15 protein-coding genes are annotated in these 23,013 nt (G+C 74.0%); 11 read left to right on the top strand and 4 right to left on the bottom strand.

Annotated elements, in window-relative coordinates:
- The first annotated feature begins 21 nt into the window (after positions 1-21).
- Positions 22-204: a hypothetical protein gene (locus WMF46_RS26395; RefSeq protein ID WP_437979733.1), complete on the top strand. Its 183-nt coding sequence runs from the start codon at positions 22-24 to the stop codon at positions 202-204.
- 70 nt (positions 205-274) lie between these two features.
- Here WMF46_RS26395 and WMF46_RS26390 read toward each other — a convergent pair whose 3' ends face one another.
- Positions 275-1,876 carry a PAS domain-containing protein gene (locus WMF46_RS26390; RefSeq protein ID WP_437979732.1) on the bottom strand — a complete coding sequence of 534 codons (1,602 nt, stop codon included), beginning with the start codon at positions 1,874-1,876 and terminating at the stop codon, positions 275-277.
- Between the two features lie 640 nt (positions 1,877-2,516).
- Between WMF46_RS26390 and WMF46_RS26385 the strand changes: the two genes are divergently transcribed.
- The 7 genes from WMF46_RS26385 to WMF46_RS26355 all read left to right on the top strand — a co-directional run bounded on the left by WMF46_RS26385 (position 2,517) and on the right by WMF46_RS26355 (position 10,550).
- Positions 2,517-3,716, top strand: a complete 1,200-nt coding sequence (locus tag WMF46_RS26385) for an MFS transporter (protein WP_437979731.1) — start codon at positions 2,517-2,519, stop codon at positions 3,714-3,716.
- Between the two features lie 216 nt (positions 3,717-3,932).
- A complete protein-coding gene (locus WMF46_RS26380; protein ID WP_437979730.1) occupies positions 3,933-5,159 on the top strand; it encodes a flavin-dependent oxidoreductase in 1,227 nt (408 codons plus the stop codon).
- Positions 5,156-5,602, top strand: coding sequence for a DUF3237 domain-containing protein (locus WMF46_RS26375; RefSeq protein ID WP_437979729.1), 447 nt, complete (start codon positions 5,156-5,158; stop codon positions 5,600-5,602). Before WMF46_RS26380 ends, WMF46_RS26375 begins: the two co-directional genes overlap by 4 nt.
- A 57-nt stretch (positions 5,603-5,659) precedes the next feature.
- Entirely contained in the window at positions 5,660-6,973 is a 1,314-nt protein-coding gene (locus WMF46_RS26370) for a hypothetical protein (RefSeq protein WP_437979728.1), read from the top strand.
- A gap of 291 nt (positions 6,974-7,264) precedes the next feature.
- Entirely contained in the window at positions 7,265-8,242 is a 978-nt protein-coding gene (locus tag WMF46_RS26365; protein ID WP_437979727.1) for a fumarylacetoacetate hydrolase family protein, read from the top strand.
- Positions 8,239-9,390, top strand: coding sequence for a 4-hydroxyphenylpyruvate dioxygenase family protein (locus WMF46_RS26360; protein ID WP_437979726.1), 1,152 nt, complete (start codon positions 8,239-8,241; stop codon positions 9,388-9,390). The genes WMF46_RS26365 and WMF46_RS26360 overlap by 4 nt, the downstream gene beginning before the upstream one ends.
- Positions 9,390-10,550 (top strand): homogentisate 1,2-dioxygenase, encoded by a 1,161-nt coding sequence (locus WMF46_RS26355; protein ID WP_437979725.1) that lies wholly within the window; start codon positions 9,390-9,392, stop codon positions 10,548-10,550. Before WMF46_RS26360 ends, WMF46_RS26355 begins: the two co-directional genes overlap by 1 nt.
- An 89-nt stretch (positions 10,551-10,639) precedes the next feature.
- Here WMF46_RS26355 and WMF46_RS26350 read toward each other — a convergent pair whose 3' ends face one another.
- From WMF46_RS26350 to WMF46_RS26340, 3 genes are all read right to left on the bottom strand, one after another.
- The gene (locus WMF46_RS26350) at positions 10,640-12,232 is read right to left on the bottom strand and encodes a serine/threonine-protein kinase (RefSeq protein ID WP_437979724.1); all 1,593 of its coding nucleotides are present in this window, start codon (positions 12,230-12,232) and stop codon (positions 10,640-10,642) included.
- Positions 12,216-12,833, bottom strand: a complete 618-nt coding sequence (locus WMF46_RS26345) for an ECF-type sigma factor (RefSeq protein WP_437979723.1) — start codon at positions 12,831-12,833, stop codon at positions 12,216-12,218. Before WMF46_RS26345 ends, WMF46_RS26350 begins: the two co-directional genes overlap by 17 nt.
- Before the next feature lie 181 nt (positions 12,834-13,014).
- The gene (locus WMF46_RS26340) at positions 13,015-13,554 is read right to left on the bottom strand and encodes a MarR family winged helix-turn-helix transcriptional regulator (RefSeq protein ID WP_437979722.1); all 540 of its coding nucleotides are present in this window, start codon (positions 13,552-13,554) and stop codon (positions 13,015-13,017) included.
- Positions 13,555-13,966: 412 nt separating this feature from the next.
- Between WMF46_RS26340 and WMF46_RS26335 the strand changes: the two genes are divergently transcribed.
- The 3 genes from WMF46_RS26335 to WMF46_RS26325 are packed head-to-tail and all read left to right on the top strand — an operon-like array spanning position 13,967 to position 22,965.
- Positions 13,967-20,686: an SDR family NAD(P)-dependent oxidoreductase gene (locus tag WMF46_RS26335; RefSeq protein ID WP_437979721.1), complete on the top strand. Its 6,720-nt coding sequence runs from the start codon at positions 13,967-13,969 to the stop codon at positions 20,684-20,686.
- A complete protein-coding gene (locus WMF46_RS26330) occupies positions 20,683-21,417 on the top strand; it encodes a 4'-phosphopantetheinyl transferase superfamily protein (protein ID WP_437979720.1) in 735 nt (244 codons plus the stop codon). Before WMF46_RS26335 ends, WMF46_RS26330 begins: the two co-directional genes overlap by 4 nt.
- Before the next feature lie 30 nt (positions 21,418-21,447).
- Positions 21,448-22,965 carry an SDR family oxidoreductase gene (locus WMF46_RS26325; protein WP_437979719.1) on the top strand — a complete coding sequence of 506 codons (1,518 nt, stop codon included), beginning with the start codon at positions 21,448-21,450 and terminating at the stop codon, positions 22,963-22,965.
- Positions 22,966-23,013 lie beyond the last annotated feature (48 nt).

Below are 23,013 nucleotides of genomic sequence, written 5' to 3'. Positions count from 1 at the left end.
GACCAGACCTCGATCCAGCGGGTGTGCGGGTCATCGCTGGACGACTGCGTCGTCACGGCCGTCGGCAGCTGCCGCGACGCGTGCGACAAGCCGCAAGGCGATGGGAGCTACTCGAACTGCCGCGATCAACCGCGCAACACCTCCGGCAAGTTCCCGAGCGGCACGAGCGCCTATAGCGGCTCGATCACCATCTTCTTGCAGTAGAGGACGCGGCGGCCGCAGACACGCTCCTTTCCACGTCGCCCAGGCGGAGGACGGGAGACGCCGGCATCGCTCAGCGCCGACCTGACAGCGCGCGGAGGCAGACCTCGATGCCGGCGCGGAGGTTGCCGTGTGTGGTGACGCCCGAGAGGTCGACCCCGATGCCACACATGGATTGGGCGACGGCGGGCCCGATGCCGGTGAGGACGCCGCTCGCGCCGAGCAGGCGGATCGCGCGGACGATACGGACGAGGTGATCGGCCGTCGCGGCGTCGACGCTCTCGATGCCGGTGACGTCGATGATGGCGAAGCGAGCGCCTGTGCGCACGACCTCGTCGAGGAGCTTGCCGGTGACGTCGGCCGCGCGGGCGTCGTCGAGCGCGCCGATGAGGGGCACGGCGAGCACGCCCTCGGCGACCTGGAGGATGGGCGTGGACAGCGCGCGGATGAGCGCCTGCTGGCGCTGGATGACCGCGAGCTGACCGGCGATGGCGTGCTTCTGCCGCTCGAGCTCGGCGATGGTGGCGGTCATGTGCTCCTCGTGCTCCCGCTGCGCCGTGATGTCCGTTCCAATGGCGAGGATGTGCGCCGTGCCGTCCTGCTCGACGAGAGGCACCTTGACGACGGACATCCACCGCGTCTTGCTGTTCGGGCGCGTGACGGGGTGAACCCGCGAGACCGGCTGCATGCGCGCGAGCACCTCCCGGTCCATCTCGCCGATGACGGAGAGCTCGGCGTTGGAGCGCGGCAGATCGTCAACGGTCTTTCCAACCGCGCCCTCCACCGTGGTGTTGTACAGCTCGGCGTAGCTCCTGCTGACGAGCTTCATCTTGCCGTCCCGATCCTTGACCGTGACGACGATCGGGATGGTGTCGAGCACGAGGCGGATGAACTGCCGCTCGCGCTCGAGGGCGAGCTCTGCCTCCTTGAGCGAGGTGGTGTCGATCCGCAGGCCGACGAAGCTGCCGTCGGGGAGGCGCCCGCTCTTGAGGGTGATCCAGCGGTCCCCGAACCGCCGCACGAAGACGTCCCCGGGGCGGCGATGCTCCGCGAGGCGAGCGGCGACCCACTCCTCTTCGCCGAGGCCGCTGTGGAGGTGGATCCCCTTCCGGCAGCCCTCGCGGACGACCTCTTCGAACGTATTGCCCAGCTGAATGGCGGCGGCACATTCGGGGTAGAGCGATTTGTAAGCCGTGTTGAAGAAGCGGAGCCGCTCCTCGGTATCGTAGATGACGAAGCCGACGTCGAGCGCCTCGACGGCCGCGCGCAGGCGCGCTCCTTGATCGCACGCCGCCCGCTCGGCCCGGCGTTGCTCGGTCACGTCGCGCAGCGCGAGGAGCACGGCGGCGCACGCGCCCGCAGGGTCGACGAGCGGGCTGAGGCTGCCTTCGGCGAGGACGGCGCGCTCGTTCGCGAGGTGGAGGGTGAAGTCGGGCGGCAGGGCGCGCGGGGCGCGATCGCGGAGCACCTGCTCGAGCAGCGCGCCGAGGGGCGCATCGGGCCGCAGGACCTCATCGACGGGCCTTCCCAGGGCCGTCGCCCCGGGCGTGGAGGAGAGGCGCTCGGCGGCGGGGTTCAGCGCCAGGATCCGACCGCTTCCATCGAGCAAGAGCAGCGGGTCGACGCTGCAGGTGAAGGCGAGCGAGCAGAGATCAGCAGGAGCGTCGCTAGGCATCGGGAGGAGCGTAGAGCAAGAGCTCCTCAGGGTGTCAGCCTCGGTGACCTCATGACGCATCGACAGGCAGCGGAGCCGCTGGTCGAGCTCAGCCCGGGCGCGGTCCCGTGAACCGCCGGAAGACGGCCGCTGCCGGCGCCGCGCCTCCTGGACCACCGCGCGCCGCGGCGCACCGGGTTGCCATCCTGGCATTGCCCGCCCATGCACCCACACACTGTGTGATTCATCCCTCCATTCCTTTCCTCGTCGCTGAGCTCGTCAGGTCACTCGTGCTGTTGTCCTCACCAGGAGGGCTGTCGGCCGCAATGGGACGTTGGCCGCGAGTCGGCGCGAGAGCGAGAGTGGATCCAGAGAGCACCGCTCTGCGCTCTCGACGAGGGGGCGTGTCAGCGATCCGGCAGCCTCCGCGCCCGCCTCCGCCCCGACCCCCATCGCGGCAGCAAAAATCCTGTCGCCTGAGAACGGCTCGCCTCGAGGCATAGGCGGGTATGCCTATGCCTCGAGCCGGAGGGCTCGGGTACGAAGTCGTTGCATCACCGGGTCCGTCACGCTCCACCAGCTACGTTCAAACACCGCATCGGTTCGGCTGCCGCCGGCTGCAACCATCCCGGGCAACGGGAACGAAACGGGAGGTTTCCCCATGGGCGCATCGCCCCCTCACGCGCCGCGCGGCGCCGTCACGCTGTCGCTGTGCTTCTTGATCGCGCTGCTGGAAGGGTTCGACATCCAGGCCGTCGGCGTGGCTGCACCCCTGCTGATCCCCGCCCTCGGCCTGACGCCAGGGCAGGCGGGCGTCGTGTTCGGGGCCGGCATGGTCGGGCTGGTCTGCGGCGCGCTGGCCGGCGGCTGGATGGCCGACCGCATGGGCCGGAAGCCGCTGCTGATGCTGGCCGTCGGCGTTTTCGGCCTGTTCACGCTGGCCACCGTGGTGGCGGGAGGGCCGGTGTCGCTGGGCCTCTACCGGCTCCTGGCCGGGACAGGGCTGGGGGCGGCGATGCCCACCCTGGTGGCCATCGCCCTGGAGATCGCGCCGGCCGACCGGCGGACCCGCACCACCACGTTGATGTTCAGCGGTATGCCGGCCGGCGGCGCGCTGGCGGCGCTGTTCGCGGCCGGCTTCCTGGCGCGGTTCGGCTGGCAGAGCATCTTCGTGGCCGGCGGCGTGCTGCCGCTGCTGCTGCTGCCGGTCATGGCGCGGCTGATGCCCGACAGCCGCACCGCAGCGGCCAGCGGCGCCCAGCGGCCGGGCGGGGGGGAGGCGCTGTTCGGCGATGGCCGGCTGCTGGTCACGCTGCTGGCCTGGTTCACCTTCGGCCTGACGCTGCTGGTGCTGTATCTGCTGCTGAACTGGCTGCCGTCGCTGGTCGCCGCCAAGGGCCTGGGCGGAGTCGGGGGTGCTGGCGCCGCCTTCGCCTTCAATGTCGGGAGCGTCATCGGCTGCTGGGTCATCGGCATGCTGGTGGACCGGCTCGGGCCGCGCCTCCCGATCATCGCGGCCTATCCCGCCCTGGCCCTGTCGCTGTTCGGGCTGGCGGGGGCCAACAGCCTGCTTCCGGTGCTGGTGCTGGCAGGCCTGGCCGGTTTCTTCCTGCTGGGCGCGCAATATTCGCTCTATGGCGTCATCCCGCTCTACTACCCGGCGCGGGCGCGCGGGCTGGCCACAGGGGCCTCCATCGCCGCCGGCCGGCTGGGTTCCATCGGCGGGCCGCTGGTGGCGGGCCACCTGCTGGGGCAGGGCTGGGGCCCCGCCGGCGTGGCCATGGCCATGGTGCCAGTGGTCCTGTCGGCCGGCGTGGCCGCGGCGGTGATGACCATTCGTGGACGTCATGCCGCTGATTGAGCAAAGGGCGGAGGCGATCCGCGCCCGGCACCGCGCCGGGCGCCATCCGGGCGGCGGGGCCTTCGGCCTGCGCTGTCCCGGGGGTCGCCGCCCGCTGGATCGTTCGAGAGGACTGGCTGCTGCAGGCGCTGGCGGCGCTGTTCGTCGCGCGCTTCGCCCGCTCGGCGGCGGCTTCAACGAGGTGCGGCGTCGAGCCGCATGTCTGCGGGAGGACTCATGCAGGTAATCGTCGCGGGCGCCGGGATCGGCGGCCTGGCCGCAGCTCTGGCGTTACACGCCTCGGGTCATGAGGTGACGGTCTTCGAGGCCGTGCCCACCATCCTGCCGCTCGGGGTCGGCATCAACCTCCTGCCCCACGCCGCCGAGGTGCTGGACGAGCTGGGCCTCGTCGAGGCCTTGATGGCCCACGGGGTGGCGACCCGCGAGCTTGTCTATTTCAACCGCTTCGGCCAGCGCATCTGGGGCGAGCCGCGCGGCCGCTTCGCGGGTCACGCCGCGCCGCAGATCTCCCTGCACCGCGGCGCCCTGCAAGGCGTGCTGTTCGACGCCGCCGTCGAGCGGCTGGGCACAGACCGGGTGATCTGCGACCGGCGCCTCCTGGCCCACGAAGAGGCCGATGGCCGCATCGCGGCGCGCTTCGTCGACCGCGAGGGCGTGGTCAGGACGGTTCCAGCCGATCTCCTGATCTGCGCCGACGGCATCCATTCGGCGGCGCGCGCCGGCCTCTATCCGGACGAGGGGCCGCCGGTCTACGGCGGTCGCATCCTGTGGCGGGCGACCAGCCTGGCGGCGCCCTTCCTCACCGGCGCCAGCATGATCATGGCCGGGCATCAGGACCAGAAGTTCGTCGCTTATCCCATCTCCCCACCGGGGCCGGACGGCCGCCAGACGATCAACTGGATCGCCGAGCTCACCGTCGCCGAGAGCCTGCGACGGGAGGACTGGAACCGGCGGGGCGATCCCGCCGACTTCCTGCCCAGGTTCGAGGCCTGGCGCTTCGACTGGCTGGATGTGCCCGGCCTGATCCGGAACGCCGAGGCGATCTACGAGTTCCCGCTGGTCGACCGCGATCCGCTGCCGCGCTGGAGCCATGGGCGCATGACGCTGCTGGGGGACGCCGCCCATCCGATGTATCCCATCGGCTCCAACGGGGCGAGCCAGGCCATCCTGGACGCCCGCGCCCTGGTCCGCGCGCTCGCCGCCCACGCCGATCCCGTGGAAGCGCTGGCCGCGTACGAGGCGCAGCGCCTGCCCGCCACCGCCGCCATCGTCGCGGCCAATCGCGGCAACGGTCCGGAGCAGTGCATGCAGATGGCCCAGGACCGCGCGCCCGACGGATTCGACCGTATCGAGGACGTCTTCGCCCCCGGCGAGCTCGAGGCCATCGCCGCCCGCTACAAGGTGCTGACCGGGCTGAAGCGCGCCTCGGAGCCCCGCGCGTGAGCCCTCCCCTCATCCCGTTGATGACGCTCGAGGTGGCGGTGGACCCGCCGGTCACCATCAATCCGAGCTCGCCCGGCCGGCGCTTCATCCCGATTGTCGGCGGCACGGTGGCCGGCGGCCTCGAGGGGCGGGTGCTGCCGGGCGGCGACTGGCAGACGATCTGGGCCGACGGGCGGATGGACATCTCCGCCCACTACATCCTCGACATCGCCGGCCATGGGACAGTGGAGATCCTCTCCGAAGGCGTCCGCGCCGGGCCGCCGGAGGTGCTGGCGGCGCTCGGGCGCGGCGAGGCCGTGGACCCCGGGCTCTACTACTTCCGCACCGCCATCCGCATGCGCACCTCGGCGTCGGGGCTCCTGCGGCTGAACGCCGTGCTCGCCCTGTCCGTGGGCGAGCGGCTCGCCGACCGGGTGCGGCTCACGGTGTACGAGATTGGCTAGGGGGCGCGAGCGCGGCTGAGAGCTTCAAGGCCTCGGATGGCCTGACACGGAGAACGCATGAGCACACAGACGAGAGCGGCGAGACGCCGGGGCGATGTCGGCGCAGGGTTCTTGGCCGTCATCCTCGGCATCACTTCCTTCCATCGCTCGGCACGGGCACAACCGCCGCCCGAGGCGCCGCCGGCGCCCGCGGGCGAAACTCCGACGATCGCGGCCCCCGCTGCAGACGCGAGCGCGGCGCCAGCGCCGCCTGCGGAAGCCCATGCCGGCGCGCCGGCGCCCGAGAGCGCTGCCGGGCCTGGTGCAGCTGCGACGGCGCCGCCGGCGGAGAAGGAGCCATGGAAGAAGCCGGTCAGCGTCGCGGCCTGGGCCCGCGTCGGAGGTCGCCTACAGAACCCCGGCGCGCGCGAGAAGATGGACCGGCTGCTCGGGGACGGAGAGCTGGATCTGTCGTTTTCAGGCGAAATCAACCGATTCATCGGCCTGCAGGGCGCGGTCGTCGCTCAGTTCGGGCCGACCCCGACCGGGGGCAACATCACGGGCAGCGTGACCATCCGTGACGTCATCGCCAAGTTCCAGTTTCATGATCTGCTGAACGTCTGGATCGGTCGAATGATCGTGCCGTCGGATCGCTCCGCCTTCTCCGGGCCGTGGTCGATGGGGCCGTGGAACTATCCCGGGTTCTTCGAGCCCTATGCGCCGCCGATCGGGCCGAGGCAGGGGCCTTTCGGCCGCAACGATGGGGTGACCGCTTGGGGCAAGGCGGCGGGCGGCCTGTTCAAGTATTACGTGGGGGCCTTCAACCTGCATGACTCTTCGGTGAGCCCGCTTTACACGGCGAGGCTCAACCTGAGCGTGCTCGACCCGGAGCCAGCCTATTACCAGAAGGCCACGTACCTCGGGGAGAAGAGCATCCTCGCGCTCGGCGTGGCGGGTGAGGTGCAGAAGGAAGGTTCGGTCGAATCGCTGCCGCCCCCTGCGGCGGGCGAGCCCCCAGGCATCCCGCGCAAGGACACCTACGGCGAGGTCAACGCCGACCTGCTGTTCGAGAAGAACCTCGGCGCGGCGGGCACCATCACGCTCGAGGGCGCATTCTACAAGTACTTCGGCGACTTCGAGAGGTTCGACTATTCCTATTTTGCGCTCGCGAGCTACCTCACGCCGAGCAACGTCGGGGTCGGGAAGTTGCAGCCTCTGGTCCGGCTGCAACAGGCGAAGCCGAAGAACGCCGACTCCTATCTGCTCATCGATGCCCAGATGGGCTACATCATCGAGGGGCACGCCGCGCGCGTCGCGCTCGGCTATCAAAGAAGCGATCTGTCGGGGGCGAAGGGCAACGCGCTCTTCCTCGGTGTCCAGCTGCAGAAGTGATCCCCGGGACGATGGGGGGTCGCGCCCACGATCCACGGCATAGGCGCGTATGCCTATGCCGCGAGCCGGAGGGATCGGGTACGAAATCGTTGCAATCACCTCCATGGCGCGCCGCGCGAGATCGTCGGGCGTCGTGAAACCATCCAATCCGGTGTTCATGCGGATCCGTTCAACCGGTTACTCGGTGCACAGCGCGCAAACGAGGACGAGCCCTGGCAGGCGCGACGGGGTTCCTGCTCGTCCGGCCGAGACGAAGCGACTGCCGGGGCGCCACGGGGAGCTCGCACGCGCATGAAGCTCGCCTCTCTCCGCGGCCCCGGCCGCGATGGCACGCTCGTCGTCGTCCGTCGCGACGGCCTCGCCTACGCGCCTGCAGGCGAGGCCTTCCCCACGCTCCAGGCCGCGCTCGACGACTGGGAGCGCGCCGAGCCCGCGCTCCGCCGCATCGCCGACGATATCGAGCGAGGCGACGCGGCGGTGACCCCGCTCGCCGTGGAAGATCTCGCCGCGCCGCTGCCCCGCGCGTACGAGTGGGTCGACGGCTCGGCGTACATCCACCACATCGTGCTCGTGCGCAAGGCGCGCGGCGCCGAGCCCCCCGAGACGCTGACGACCGATCCGCTTGTGTACCAGGGCGGCTCCGGCGTCCTCCTCGGCCCGACCGACGACATCGTCCTGCGCGACGAGGCCTGGGGCCTCGATTTCGAGGCCGAGGTCTGCGCCGTCCTCGGCGACACCCCGCAGGGCACGCGCCGCGAAGAGGCCCACCGGCACATCCGCCTCTTCCTGCTGGCCAACGACGTGACGCTGCGCAACCTCGTGCCCGCCGAGCTCGCGAAGGGGTTCGGGTTCTTCTGCTCCAAGCCCGCCACAGCGTTCTCGCCGTTCGCGATCACGCCCGACGAGCTCGGGGACGCGCTCCGCGACGGGCGCGTCCACCTGCGGCTCCGCTCGACCTACAACGGCGCGCTCATCGGTGATCCCGAGGCCGGCCCGGAGATGCACTTCTCGTTCTTCGAGCTCATCGAGCACATCGCCCGGACCCGCGGCTTCACGGCGGGGACGATCCTCGGCAGCGGCACCGTCTCGAACCGGGATCCGGCGCGCGGCGTGTCGTGCCTGGCCGAGAAGCGCATGCTCGAGATCCTCTCGGACGGGGCGGCCACGACGCCTTTCATGAAGCCAGGAGACACGATCATGATCGAGATGCTGAATCGCGCGGGAGAGAGCCTGTTCGGGCGCATCGCGCAGCGGGTGGTATCCGGATGAGCGCCAAGGTGGAGTCGATCGGCATCAAGCGGGTGGAGGCGCTGCACTACTACGTGCGCGACCTGGAGCGGAGCCGCAGGTTCTACACGGAGAAGCTCGATTTCCAGGAGATCGCCGCGAGCTCGCCGGAGCTCACGGCGGCGGCGGCGCAGCGCTCGGTCGTCTTCCAGGCCGGCGAGTGCGTCGTCGTCTGCTCGCAGCCGATCGGCGAGGGCGGGCGGGCGTGGCGCTACCTGCGCAAGCACCCCGACGGGGTGGGCACGGTCATCTTCGAGGTGGAGGACATCGACCGCGCCTTCCGCCTGCTCGACGGCCGCGGGGGCACGCCGATCGACGAGATCCACCGGGCGACGGACGAGGGCGGCGCGTTCGCCTCGTTCTCGATCACGACGCCGTTCGGCGACACCACCTTCCGCTTCGTGGAGCGGCGCGGCTACCGGGCGCTGTTCCCCGGCTGCGTGGCCTACGACGCGCCGCGCGGCGGCGAGAACCGCTTCGGGATCACCCGGTTCGATCACGTCACCTCGAACTTCCAGACGATGGCGCCCGCCCTGCTCTGGATGGAGCACGTGCTGGGGCTCGAGCCGTTCTGGCAGATCGCGTTCCACACGAACGACGTCACGAAGGACGCCGATCACGGCTCGGGCCTGCGCTCGGCCGTGATGTGGGACCCGGCCTCGGGCGTGAAGTTCGCGAACAACGAGCCTTACCGGCCGCACTTCAAGAGCTCGCAGATCAACGTCTTCAACGAGGAGCACCGCGGCGACGGCGTGCAGCACGTGGCGCTCGCCGTGGAGGACATCCTCGCCGCCGTGCGCGCGATGCGCGACCGGGGCGTGGAGTTCATGCCGACCCCGGCCGCCTATTACGACATGCTGCCCGAGCGCCTGCAGCGGCTCGGCATCGGGCAGATCGACGAGGACGTGGCGGCGCTGCGCGAGCTCGAGGTGCTCGTCGACGGCGACGGCGCGAGGTCGTACCTCCTCCAGATCTTCCTTAAGGAGTCGTCGGGCACGCACCGCGATCCGGACGCCGGGCCGTTCTTCTTCGAGCTCATCCAGCGCAAGGGGGACCGCGGCTTCGGCGCCGGCAATTTCCGGGCGCTGTTCGAGAGCATCGAGCGGCAGCAGAAGGCGGGGCACGGCTGATGCTCGATCGCGTCGTCGCCGGGATCGTCCCGCCCAAGCACCACATCGCCCTGCGGAGCGAGGCGGGGGAGCTCCGCTACGAGGAGTGCCTGACGCGGGCGGGCTTCGACGGCCCCTACACGATCGCCTACCACGAGCGCCGGCCGCACGAGCACCGGCTCGCGGAGGCCGCGCACGGCTTCGCGCTGCCGGTCGCCGCGCCGGCGCGCCCGCTGGCGAAGCGGCACTACCGGTCGCAGGATCTGCCGCGGCGGGGCGGGCCCGCCGTCGACTGCCGCGTGCCGCTGCTCTTCAACGACGACGTGGTGATCGGGCTCGCCCAGCCGGACGCGGCCGATCCGGTGTACTTCGCGAACGCGGACGCCGACGAGCTGTTCTTCGTCTTCCACGGGGGCGGCGTGCTGCGCACGATGCTCGGCGATCTCCGCTTCGAGCAGGACGACTACGTCGTCATCCCGAAGGGGCTCTTCTACCGCTTCCTCCCGGACGCCGCGCCCCAGCGGTGGCTCTGGATCGAGGGCGCGGACATCCACCTCCCGCGCAAGTGGCGCAACGAGGTCGGCCAGCTGCGGATGGACGCGCCGTACTCGCACCGTGATTTCCGGCGGCCCACGTTCGTCGGCCCCCTCGACGAGGGCATCCGCGCGCTCGTCGTGAAGCGCGGCGGCGCCTTCCACGGCTTCACCCTCGAGCGCTCGCCGCTCGACGTCGTCGGCTGGGACGGGGCGGTGTACCCGTTCGCGTTCCCGATCCAGCGCTTCCAGGCGCGCGTCGGGCTCGTGCACCTGCCTCCGGACTGGCACGGGACGTTCGCCGCGCGCGGCGCCCTCGTCTGCAGCTTCGTGCCGCGCCCGACCGACTTCCACCCGGAGGCGATCCCCTGCCCGTACCCCCACGCGTCGGTCGATTGCGACGAGTTCCTGTTCTACTGCCGCGGCAACTTCACCTCGCGCCGCGGCGTCGGCCCCGGCAGCATCTCGCACCATCCGGCCGGCGTCCCGCACGGGCCGCACCCAGGCGCGTACGAGGCGAGCCTCGGGGCCCGCGAGACGAGCGAGCTCGCGGTCATGCTCGACACGATCCGCCCGCTCTCGGCCACCGCCGCCGCGCTCGCGGTGGAGGACCCGGGCTACCAGGACAGCTTCATCGCGGGTCCGTGATCGGGGTCAGGCGCTCGGCCGACGATCGTCTCGCTGGATTCCAGCGCTCGCCGGAGGCCGTGAATCGACCAGGGACAGGCGACAGTGCGCTACTCGAGGTGCCACACCACGATGGCGATCGTCAGCGAGCCCAGCACGCCCGTGACGTAGATCGCGGCGGCGTGCTCCGGGAAGACCGCGGCGGCCGTCGCGCACGTCGCGCAGAGCGCGGCGGCTAGCCAGCTCGCCCTCGGCAGGCTCGGCGCGGCGGTCGCGTGGACGGCCGCGAAGAGCAGCAGGTTCGTCGCGAGCGCGCGCTCCACGGGCTCGTCCGTGATCACGGCGAGCGCCCGGTGGAGGAGCATCGCGACGAGCAGCACCTTCACCACGTGGCCGATCCGCCGGTTCACCGCGCTCTTCGAGAGAGGGCGGCGGAAGACCCGGAGCAGCGTGAGCCCCGCGAGCGTCGTGACGCAGCCCATGGCGAAGAGGTCCACGGGGCGGACCACCGGCACGACGCGGCCGATACCCACCGTCGCCATCACGACGCCGAGGGCGCCGATCAGGAGGCCGAAGCGGATGCGCTCGCGCCTGGAGACCGTGAGATCGAACTCGGAGCTCCTCGCCAGCTCGTCGGCGAGGACGCCCAGCAGATCGTCGAGCCTCGGCCACCGCTCCTCGGGCCGCGCGCGGAGCCCGCGCGCGAGCGCGCCGCGGACCCGCGCGGGCACCTTCGAGCCGGCCGGCGCCGGCCTCAGGAGATCGCGCCGCGCCCCGTCGAGCCGCGCCCGGACGTCCTCGCCCTCGAACGGCGGCTCCCCGTAGAGCGCCTCGTAGAGCGTCGCGCAGAAGCTCCACTGATCGCTCCTCGCCGTCGCCGGCCTCCGCTCGGCCTGCTCGGGGGCCATGTACGCCGGCGTCCCCATGAACGTGCTCCCGGCCGTGAGCGGCGCGCGGAGCGCGTCCTCCCCGGCGATCTCGGCTCCGGGGCCCCCGCTGGAGAGGGGCCGCTCCTCCTCGACGTGGAGGCGCGCGAGCCCGAAATCGGCGATGCGCGCCCGGCCGTCCTTGCCGATCAGGATGTTGTCCGGCTTGACGTCGCGGTGGACGAGCCCCTCCTGGTGCGCCGCCGCGAGGCCGCGGCCCGCCTGGATCCCCGCGGCGAGCGCGGCCTCCCACGCGCGGGGCTGCTCGCCGCGCAGGTCGCGCAGCGTCCGGCCGTCGACGAACTCCATCGCCACGAACACGCCCCGCTCGTGCTCGCCGATCTCGTAGATGGGGACGACGTTGGGGTGCGAGAGCCTGGCCATCACCTGCGCCTCGCGCACGAGGCGGGCCCGGTCCTCTGGATCGAACCTCCCCGGCGCGATGAGCTTGAGGGCGACGCGTCGGTCGAGCTCCGCGTCGTAGGCCGCATAGACGACGCCCATCCCGCCCTGGCCGGCCTTGGCGAGCACCGTGAACCGCCCGATGCGCGTGCCGGGGCTCAGCGATTCGTCGCGGCCGGGGAGGGCGACGGCGGCGCCCTTCAGGAACCCGTCCGGCTGCTCACCGTCGCTCCGGAGCAGGCTCCACACCTCCCGGAGGAGCTCCGGGCGGCCCGCGCACCGCGCCTCCAGGAACGCCCGGCGGTGCTCGTGGCGCTCATCGAGCGCCGCCTCGAAGAGCGCCTCTACCTCGCGCGGATCAAGGGGCGGGCTCATCTCCGCCGTGGAGCGCCCGGTAGAGCCACGCCTTCGCGAAGCGCCAGTCGCGCTCGACCGTGCGCGTCGTCACGCCCGAGAGCTCGGCGATCTCGTCCTCGGTCAGGCCCGCGAAGTAGCGCAGCATCACGATCTCGGCCTTGCGCGGGTGCTCCTGGCTCATCTTGCGCAGGGCATCGTCGAGGGCGAGGAGGTCCTCGACGGGGAGATCGAGCGCGACGGGCAGCTCGTGCATGTCCTCCTCGGGGGCGCGCACCTGATCGCCGCCCCGCTTCCGGGCGGCCTTGTGGCGCGCGTAATCGACGAGGAGATCGCGCATCGCCTGGGAGGCGGCGCCGAAGAAATGGGCGCGGCTCTGGAAGCGGGCCTCGCCCTCCCGGAAGAGCTTCTCGTACGCCTCGTGGACGAGCGCGGTGGGGCCGAGGGTCTGCCCGGCGCGGAGGTGGCGGACGCGGGCCAGGGCGATCGTCTTGAGCTCGGCATAGACGGCGCGGAGGAGGGCGTCCGCGGCGTCCCTCTGGCCCTCCTGGGCGGCGTGCAGGAGGCCCGTGATGGCCTCACCGGCGCTCGGTCCGGGGGCGCGTCGGTCGCTCGCGTTCATGGGGTGCGCCTCGATCAGGCCGGAGCGTACACCAAGTGGCCGCGCCGACGAGCCCGACCGCGCGCTCCACGCCCACGCCAACGACGGGCCGCGCGCTGACCCGCCGCGCGCCGCTCAGCCGCCCGATCGGCCGAGGACGAGGCCCGCCCGCCGCCGGGCGCGGCCCCGCGCGGCGGCGATCTCACGTCGCCTTGCGCTTGCCCGAGCGCGCCTTCTGCTGCGTCGGCGCCCTCTGCTTCGTCCGCTCGGGTTCCGCCGCCTTCTCGGGCCGCGTCGCCAGGGCCACGACGCGGCCGAGCTCCTCGCGGAGCGCGTCGGCCCTGCTCTCGCCGAGCTGCTCGCGGACGTGCTTCTGCGTCCGCTCCCACAGCGGGAACGCCGCCTCGATCGCGCGCTCTCCCTGGCGCGTCAGGGAGATGATGCGGACGCGCGCGTCGCCGGGCGCCCGCGCCACGCGGAGCAGGCCCGCCTTCTCGAGCGGCACGAGGTTCCTCGTGAGCGTCGTGCGATCCATGACGAGCCCGTCCGCGAGCGCGCTGAGCTGCACGCCCTCGTCGCCGCACGTCGCGACCGCGGCGAGCATCGTGAGCTGCGTCGACTGGAGCCCAGCCGCGCGCAGGCTGTCGTCGTAGAGCCGCGTCAGCGCGCGCGACGCGCGGCGGACGCGCACGAGGGCGCACTGGCTCGCGATGATCTGGGCGGCGCGGGCAAAATCGGTCACCAGTGTATCTACACCGTTTCGACCCGGTCCGTCAAATCACGGCCAGGATCGCGGCTTGACATCCGTTCAGGTGTAGCTACACCTATCTCGTCCTCGACGACGTGGATCCGCCTCGTCCGCACGACGCCTGCTCGGCGTCGGCGGTCCTGGCGGCCCCGGCGCGCGCTGGCCGATCCCTCGATCGATCGGTCATCCGTCGCCAGGGCCATTGCGGCGTCGAGGCGAGCATCGCGGCATCACGCGCGCGGCCGGGGGCCATGGGCCCGCGGCGCGCTCCGAGCATTTACGTGTAGGTACACTTATTCGAACAGCCCGAGCGGCGCAACGGTGAGGAGCGCACGAAACAGCGGCTGGCACGCGGTGCCAGGCGTGCGCTGGCGCCGGCCGCGGGCGGGCTGCGTGGAGAGGATCTATGGGCGAGTTCTTCGTCGTTCCGTACTGCGTGAAGTTCGAGGACAGCATGGCTTATGGCAGCCATCACTACCTCACGAACTTCCGCTTCCAGTGCATCGCGCGCGAGACGCTCTACTTCGCCGAGGCCGCGGACGGCACGCTCCCGCACGAGGAGGATCGCGCCGCGATCCGGCTGCTCACCACCGAGGGATACAGCCGGAACCTCGCGCCGGTGCGCGTGGGCGAGCGTGTCGCGATCTTCATGACCCTCGGCGCCGTGACGCGCTCGAGCGCGTACGGCTACTTCCGCACGGTCCGCTTCGACGGCGAGCCCGTGGCGTGCGGCTACCAGCGCATCGTCGCCGTCGCCTCGGCGAGCGACGAGCTCGCGCCGCTGCCCAGGTCGGTGACGGCGCACGTCGGGGCCCTCGATGAGCGCGTTCCGCACCAGCGCTTCGTCGAGCTCTGCCTGCGCGGCGGCTCCGCGCTGCGCGAGCTCTTCCCCGAGCGCCTGCTCCGGCACGCCGCCGAGGTCGCGCGGGGGCCGCTCCACGAGGCGCGCCCGCACAGGGCGCGGTGGGGCGCGGAGGCCGCGGCGGGCGGGGAGGCCGCACGGGAGGGCGGCGGCGTCGCCGGCAAGATCGCGCTGCTCCTGCCGGGCCAGGGCTCGTTCGATCTCCGGCTCCTGCGAGCGCTCTACGCGCGCTTTGACGCCGCGCGCGAGGCCGTGGCCGCGGCGGAGCCCGCGGCGCGCGAGCTGCTCGGCGCCTCGCTCGCGGCGCTCGTGGCCGCCGGCGAGGCGGAGGCGCGGGCCGCCCTCGAGGCGTGCGTCGATCTCGATCAGCTCGGGATCCTCGTCCAGGACCACGTCGCCGTCGCGCTGCTTCGGTCCGCCGGGCTCGAGCCGGACGTCGTGGCGGGGCACAGCCTCGGGGAGATCGCCGCGCTGGCCGCGGGCGGCGCGTTTCCCCTCGCGACGGCCGCCGAGGTCGTGTGCCGCCGGGTGCTCGCCCTCCGCGGCGCGCCGCCCGGCCGCATGCTCGCCGCCCACACCGGCGCGGAGCGCCTGCGCGACGAGGTGCATGCGCTCGGCCGGGACGACGTGTTCGTCGCGGTGGTGAACGCGGCCGATCAGGCGGTCGCGTCGGGCACGGCGGACGGCATCGCGGCGCTCGAGCGGCGGCTCACCGGCGCCGGCGTTCGCGCGACGGTGCTCGCGAGCCGCTACGCCTTCCACTCGCCGCTGCTCGCGCCGGCGGTCGGTCCGTTCGCGAGCGCCCTCGCGCGCGCCGGCGCGGCGCGGCCCGCGCTGGCCACGTACTCGCCGATCGATCGCGTCCACTACGGCGACGGCCCGCTCGCGCCCGCGCGCCTGCTCCCGATGCACCTCGTGACGCCGCTCGACTTCGAGGCGGCCGTGCGCGACCTCCACGCGGCGGGGGTCCGCACCTTCGTCGAGTGCGGCGGCGGCGGCGCCCTGACCGCGCTCACGCGGCGGAGCGCGCCGCCCGGGCCCGATCTGCGCGTGATCTCGGCGTTCCGCGCCGGAGAAGACGTCGTGGCCGAGCACCGGCGCGTGATCGACGCGCTGCGCGCCGCGGGGCGCGCGCTCACGGCGGTCGCGCCGCGCCCGGAGGAGGAGCCGGACGGCCGCCGCCCGCGCGAGGCCGCGAGCCCCGCCGCTGCCGCGAGCTCCGCGAGCCCCGCCGCCGCGAGCTCCGCGAGCCCCGCCGCCGCGAGCTCCGCGAGCCCCGCCGCCGCCTCCGCTGCGGGTGCGACGCCGATCGCGATCGTGGGCATGGGCGCGGTGCTGCCGGGGGCCGGCGGCGTCGACGCCTACCTCGCGCAGCTGCTCGCGGGCACATGCGGGATCGCCGACACCGGCGAGCGACACCCGGAGCTCGCGACCGACTTCCTGAACCGCGGCCGCGCCGCCGACAAGACCTACAGCCTGCTGGTCGGCACGGTCGACGCCCTCGGCCCGTACGCCGAGCAGACCGGTTACGACACGCGCGCGCTCGAGCGGCTGCCCAAGACGGCCCGCATGCTGGCGTGCGCGCTCGCCGAGGCCCGATCGCACGCGGCCGCGCTCCGCGGCGGCGCGCCCCTGCGGATCGTATGCCTCCTCGGATCCACGGCCGACGGCTCGATCGAGCACGACGAGGCCACGCTGCTGCTCGGCGTCGAGCGCGCGCTCGACGGCGCCGCCGCGGACGAGGCGGCCCGCGCCGCCGTGGCGGACGCGCTGGCGGCCGAGCTCGGGCTCGACGCCGGGCGGCGCGCGGCGTGCCGCGGCCACCTCGAGCCGCTCGCGCGCGTCGTGCGCGACGTGGTGGGGGAGGGCGCGCGCACCGTCCTCGTCGACGCGGCCTGCGCGTCGTCGATGCACGCGGTGCACCTGGGCGCCGCGATGCTCCGCCGCGGCCTCGCCGACGTCGTGATCGCCGGCGGCGCCTACCAGCCCGGCCCGACGAACGCGTGCCAGTTCTCGCAGTTCGGCGGGCTCTCCGCGACCGGCAGCCGCCCCTTCGACGCGTCCGCCGACGGCGTCGTGTTCGGCGAGGGCGCTGCCGTCGTCGTGCTCGAGCGGCTCGACGACGCCCGATCGCGGGGCGATCGCGTCGACGCCGTGCTCCTGGGCAGCGGCCTGTCGAGCGACGGCCCGAGCCCGTCCGTCACGGTGCCGCAGCGCCGCGGGCAGGCCCTGGCGATGCGGCGCGCCCACGCGCGGGCCGGCGTCGAGGCGCGGAGCGTCCAGTACGTCGAGGCGCACGCCACGGCGACGCCCGTCGGCGACGCCACCGAGTTCCAGGCGCTCGCCGAGGTGTTCGCGAGCGACGCCGGCGACGCGGGCGCCCCGCGCATCGCCCTGGGCAGCGTCAAGTCGCTGCTCGGCCACACGGGCTGGACCGCGGGCGTCGCGTCGCTCATCAAGGTCGTTCTCGCGATCCGCGAGCGCACGCTCTTCCCGCAGCACGGGTTCCAGGCGCCGAGCGCGCGCATCGATCTGGCGCGCTCGCCGTTCGCCATCCCGACGGTGGCCACCCCCTGGATCGCCGAGGGCGGAGCCCCCCTGCGCGCCGCGCTCGACAGCTTCGGCTTCGGCGGCACCAACGCCCACCTCGTCGTCGAGGAGCACCGCCCCGAGCGCCACCCCCCGCGCGCGCGCCCGCGCGACGGCGCCCGCGCCCTGTGCGTCGTCGGTCTCGGGTCCGTGTTCCCAGCCACAGGCGGCGCGCCCGCGGGCGCGCCGTCGGACGTCCTCGTGTTCGACGAGGGCGCGCTCCGGCTGCCGGCCCGCGCGCCGGTCCTCCCGGACGCCCTCGAGGCGATGGACCCGACGCAGCTGCTCGCGGCGATGGCCGCGGAGGCGGCGCTCGCGGCGCTGCCCGCGCGCGAGCTCTGCGAGCGCATCGGCGTCGTCGTCGGCCACGAGGGCAAGACGCGCCGCGGCGCGCGCGCGAACGAGCGCATCTTCGCCGACCGCGTGGCGCGGGCGCTCCGGGCGCGCGGCGTCAGCCCAGCGCTGGCCTCCGCGACGGCCGACGCGCTCCGCGGGGGATCGCCCGCCACGGGGCCGTACACGCAGCCGGGCAACATGCCCAACGTCATCTCCGGGCGCGTCGCCAACGTCTTCGGCCTGCGCGGGCCGAACTTCGTCGTCGACACCTCGGCGACCTCGCTGCTCGACGCGCTCGTCGCCGCCGATCTCGTGCTCGACGAGGACTGCGACGTCGTGCTCGCGGGGGCCGTCAACGCCTTCAGCGACGACGTCGCGCGGGGCGCGTCCGCTACCCGTGACCCGCGGCCGGTCGGCGAGGCGGCGCTGCTCGTCGCGCTGTGCACCGAGGACACCGCCGCGCGCCACGCCTGGCCGGTGCTCGCTCGCCTGCACCTCGTCGCCGGCGCGGCGGAGGGCGCCGCCGGCGCGGCGGGGCGGGGCCCCTCGGCCCGCGAGCTCGCGGTCGGCGGATCGAGCGCGCGGCTGCGTGGGGCCGAGGGCGCTGTCGAGCTCCACGCGGCGATCCGCGGCGCGCGCGCGTACGGCGCCGCGCTGGTGCGCTGGCCGTCCGATCCCCGTGCCGTCCAGGTCACGCCCCCCGAGGCCGCGACGGTCGCGCCGGCGCGAGAGGCCTCGGGCTTCGCGACGGGCACGCCGATCCACGGCTTCGTCCCCGAGATCGCCCCCGCGCCGGCGACGGGGCCGGCGGCGCGCGTCCCGTCCCGCGTCCTCTACGTCTGCACCGACGCGGCGCTCGCCGCGGAGGTGCGGTGCGCCGCCCGCTCCGATGAGGAGCGCGCGCGCGTCCTCGCGCTCGCCGTCGAGGAGGCGCCCGGCGCGGCGGAGCCCGGGACCCCGCGCGACCTCGCGGCGCCTAGGGCCGAGGCGTCCGGCGGTGCGCCCTCGCTCGACGCCCGTGACGAGGCGCGGCTCGGCGCGTCGTTCGCGGCACTGGCCCCCGATGACGTCGATGCGGTCGTCGTGCTCACCCGCGCCACGGACGCGCTCGCGTTCGTCGACGGCGCGCCGGGCTCGTACAGGCCGGCGCTGCGCGCGCTGTTCGGCGCGGCGCGCCGCTATTACGGCGCCATCGCGCGCGGCGAGGTGGCCTTCGCCGCCGTCGTCGCCTCCGCCGTGGACCTCCACGGGCGGCTCGCGCCCGTGAGCGGCGCGGTCGGCGGCTTCGTGAAATCCCTGGCGCGCGAGCTCCCGGGCGGCGACGTGCGCGTCGTGCACACCGACGCGCGCGACGCCGTGGCCGCGCTCGGCGCGCTCTCCGAGGAGTGGCGCCACGCCCCGCCCGCCGTGCCCGAGGAGGTGGTCGATCTCGGCGGCGCGCGGCACGCCGTGCAGCTCGCCCGCGCCTCCGCGAGGCCGCGCGCGCGCGCCGTGCCGCAGCTCGGCGCCGATTCGGTCGTGCTCGTCACGGGCGGCGCGCGCGGCATCACGGCGGAGCTCGTCGAGGGCCTGCTCGACCGCTTCGGCTGCCGCGCCGTGCTCCTCGGCCGCTCGCGGCTGGAGGACGCTCCGGCCCGCGCGCTCGCGATGTCCGACGCGGCGTTCGACGCGTACGAGCGGGACTTCTACGCCGAGGCCCTGCGCGAGAGCCCGGGCCTGCGGATGGGCGTCCTGCGCGACCGCTACGCGCGCCTCCGCGCGGCGCGCGAGGTGCACCGGGTCCTCGCCCAGCTGCGCGCCGGGGGCGCCGGTCGCCGCGTCGTCGACTACCACGCCGTCGACGTGACGCGCGGCGAGGACGTCGACCGCGCCGTCGCGGCGGTCGCGGCGGCGTACGGCCGGGTCGATCTGGTCGTGCACGGCGCCGGCATCCAGGTGTCGAGCCGGCTCACGTCGAAGCCGCTCGATCTGTTCGAGCGGATCGTCGACACGAAGCTCGCCGGCCTCGCCCACCTCCGCCGCGCCCTCGCGCGCCACCTGCCCGACGCGCGCCCGCACGTCCACCTCGTCACGTCGGCGTTCAGCGTGCTCGGCAACGACGGGCAGCCGGACTACGGGGCGGCGAACGAGGCGATGAACCGCGCCGCGGCGTACTTCGCCGCCGAGGCGGGCGCGGGCCCGTGGTCGAGCATCGCGTGGCTCGGCTGGAACGGCGTCGGCATGACCGCCGGGTCCGAGTACAGCGCGCTCGGCGCGGCGCGCGGGCTCCGGGGCGTCGAGCCGGAGGAGGGGAGGCAGATCTTCCTCGACCTCGTCGCCGAGCCGCCCGCCGGCGCGGCCCAGGTCCTGCTCGGCGACGGCGAGATCGAGCGCTTCGCTCCGCGCATCGTCGCGGAGGACGCGTCGGATGCGGTGGTCGCGGCGGACGGCGTGTCCGCGAGCGCGTGGACGCTCGATCCACGCGTCGATCCGTGGCTCTCCGACCACCGGGCGCGCTCGAGCGCCGTCGCGGCCGGGGCCTTCCTCGTCGACCTGGCCGTCCGGCACGCGCTCGCGACCTCGGGCGGCGGGGCGCTCGTCCGCGAGGTGCGCGACGTGCGCTTCCTCGAGTTCCTGCGCCTCGCCGACGACGCGCCGCGCGCCGTGCGCGCGGTGACGACCCGCCGCGAGCGGCTCGCCGGCGGCCGCGTCGCGTGCGCCGTCGAGGTGCGCGGCGACTTCGTCCACCGGTCGGGCGTGATCCTCCGCGCCGGCGTTGTCTTCGCGACCTGCGTGGTCGAGCTCGGTCCGATCCACGTCGACCGCGGCGGCCTCGCTCCGCGGCACACCGGGCGGGTCGACGGGCCCCTGGTCCGCGACCCGTACGCGAGCCCTGGCTCGCCGGTCCGGCACGCGGGCTGGTTCGATCACCTCGGCACCTTCGTGCTCGGGGCCGCGCTCAAGGAGGCCCGGTTCCGCCTTACGACCGACGGCGCCCTCGCAGGGCAGCGCGGGGCCGCCACGCCGTTCCTCCTGCTCGACGCGCTCCTGTCGCTGGGCACCCTGCGCCGCGACGAGGCGGGCGCGTTCCCGGTGTGCGCCGCGGGCGGCGTCGACCGGATCCGCTTCGGGACGGCGGCCAACGACCTCGCGCTCCGCGACGCGGGCGTCCCCGTCCGGCTCGTCGCCACCGTCCCGACGGCGGCGGGCGACCGCGTCCTCGGCGCGTGGGCGCAGGCGCTCGACCCCTCGGGCGGCGTGCTCCTGGAGGTCGAGGGGCTCGAGGGGCGCGTCGTGGGGCACGTGGCCGCGGACGCCCGCCCGGCGGCGCAGGCGACGCTGACGCTGGGGGCGCCGTGACGCCGCCGCTCGCCATCGCGGTCGCGCGTGCGGACGCCGAGGCCGCGGCGCGCCTCGAGCCCTACCTGACGGCCGGCGAGCGCCGCGCGTGCGCCGCGCAGCGCGTCGCGGCCCGGCGGGCGCAGTCCGCGTGCGCGCGCGTCGCGGCGAAGTGGCTGCGCCTCGAGCTCGCCGCCGGCCGCGGCGCGCCGCTGGTCGCGCTGGACGCGGCCTCGCTCGAGGCGCACCCGCGCGCCGCCTACCTCGCCTGTGCGGTGACGGGGCCGTCCGGCCGTCGCCCGGGCTTCGAGGACGGCGCGTTCGCGCTGTCGCTCTCGCACGCGGGCGAGCTCGCCGCGGCCGCGGTCACCACGGCGCGCGCGGTCGGCGTCGACGTGGAGCGGGTCGAGGCGCGCGCGGCGAGCTTCGCCGACGAGCACTTCACCCCGCGCGAGCGCGAGGGCCTCGCGCGGGGCGCCGCGGCGGGCGCCCCGCGCGCCGCCCTCGAGACGTTGCTCTGGAGCGCCAAGGAGGCGCTCTACAAGACGGGGGCGCTCGCGCTGCCGGCGCGGTTCTCGTTCCAGGACATCGACGTCGCGTTCCCGCCGGGGGGCGCGCGCCTCGCGCAGCCCTCGGTCCGCTCCTTCGCGCTGGGCGCGCGGGGCGGGCAGTTCTTCGGCCGGGCCGTACTGACCGGTGCGTTCGCGCTCGTCGCGGCCGTCCCGGTCCCGAAGGGCGCGGCTCTCGGATGAATGGCACTCACCAAACACGAGGTTTCGACGATGCAATCTCATGATCTTCTCGACCATGTTCGCTCCGTCTTCGTGCGCATGACGCGCTACCCCGACGCGGTCGTCGTCGCCGACGCCGATCTGGAGCAGGACCTCGGCATCGACTCCGTGAAGCGCGGCGAGATCCTCGCGACGCTGCGCGCCGATTTCGGTCTCCCGAACGCCCTCAAGGCGGCGCCCGACGAGCTGCGCACGGTGGCCCGCGTCAGCGAGTTCCTGTCGCGAACGATTGCGGCCAGCGCGGAGGCCGGAGAGCACGCCGATGGTCACGTGGAGACCGGAAACCACGCCAATGGCCATGTCGAGGCCGGAGCGCACGCCAATGGCCACGTGGAGGCTGGAGGGCGCGCCAATGGCCATGTGGAGGCGGCGAAGCACGCCAATGGTCATGTGGAGGCGGCGAAGCACGCCAATGGTCATGTGGAAGCCGGAAGGCACGCCAATGGCCACGCGGGCGAGGCGCTCCATGTCGTGGTCCAGGCGCTCGCGGACGCGACCCGCCACCCGGTCGATCTGCTCGTCCCCGACGCGCGCCTCGAGGAGGACCTCGGGGTCGACCTCCGCCGCCGCGACGAGCTCCGCGCGCTCCTCTGGCAGCGCGGCGCCCAGCCGGGCGCGCTCGAGGTGGCGCTCGACGAGGCCCGCACGGTCGGCGATCTCGCGCGCCTCGTCGAGTCCGCGCCGCCCGCGCAGGTCACCGCGGCGCGCGCCCCTGCGGCCCCCGCGGCGCAGCGGGCGCTCCCTGCCCCCGGGGTGGCGCTCGCGGGCAAGACGGTCCTCGTGACCGGATCGAGCCGCGGGCTGGGCCGCGCCATCGCCGCGAAGCTCGGGCGCGCCGGCGCGCGGGTCGTCGTCAACAGCTTCCACTCGCGGGACGACGGCGAGGCGGTCGCCGACGAGATCCGCGGCGCCGGCGGCGACGCCGTGCACGTCTGGGGCTCGGTCGCCAACCCCGCGCACATCGACAGGCTCTTCGACGCGATCGCGCGCGACGTCGGCGAGCTGCACCACTTCGTCAGCAACGCGTCGAACGGCCGCTTCGGCCCCCTCGAGCAGACGACCCCGGAGCACTGGGAGCTGGCCTTCCGCACGAACGTCATCGGTTACCACCTGTGCGCCCTGCGCGCGGCGCGCCTGATGGAGCGCCACCGCGGCGGGCGGATCGTCGCGCTCTCGTCGAACGGCTCGTCGAGGTACCTCGAGCACTTCGGCGCCATGGGCGCCGTGAAGGCCGCGGTGGAGTCGCTCACGCGCGCGCTCGCCGTCGAGCTCGCCCCGCGCAACGTGCAGGTCAACTGCGTCTCCGCCGGGCCGATCTACGGCCACGTGACGAGCAACTACCCGGATCACGAGCGGATCCTCCCGTACTGGGAGTCGCGCACGCCGGGCGGCCGGCTCTGCACCGAGGACGACGTCGCCGAGGCCGTCCTGCTGCTGCTCTCGGACGGGGCGCGGAGGATCAACGGCGCGACCCTCACCGTCGACGGCGGAGGCTCGCTGTGCATCTGACCGCGGCGATGGGCGGCGCCGGGGTGCGCTCGGCGCGGATCCGCGCGG

This window comes from Sorangium sp. So ce117 (assembly GCF_051524395.1).
In the GTDB taxonomy this organism is placed as follows: domain Bacteria; phylum Myxococcota_A; class Polyangia; order Polyangiales; family Polyangiaceae; genus Sorangium; species Sorangium cellulosum_B.
Note: the sequence above shows the minus strand (reverse complement) of the source record. Positions and strands in the feature narration are given on the sequence as shown.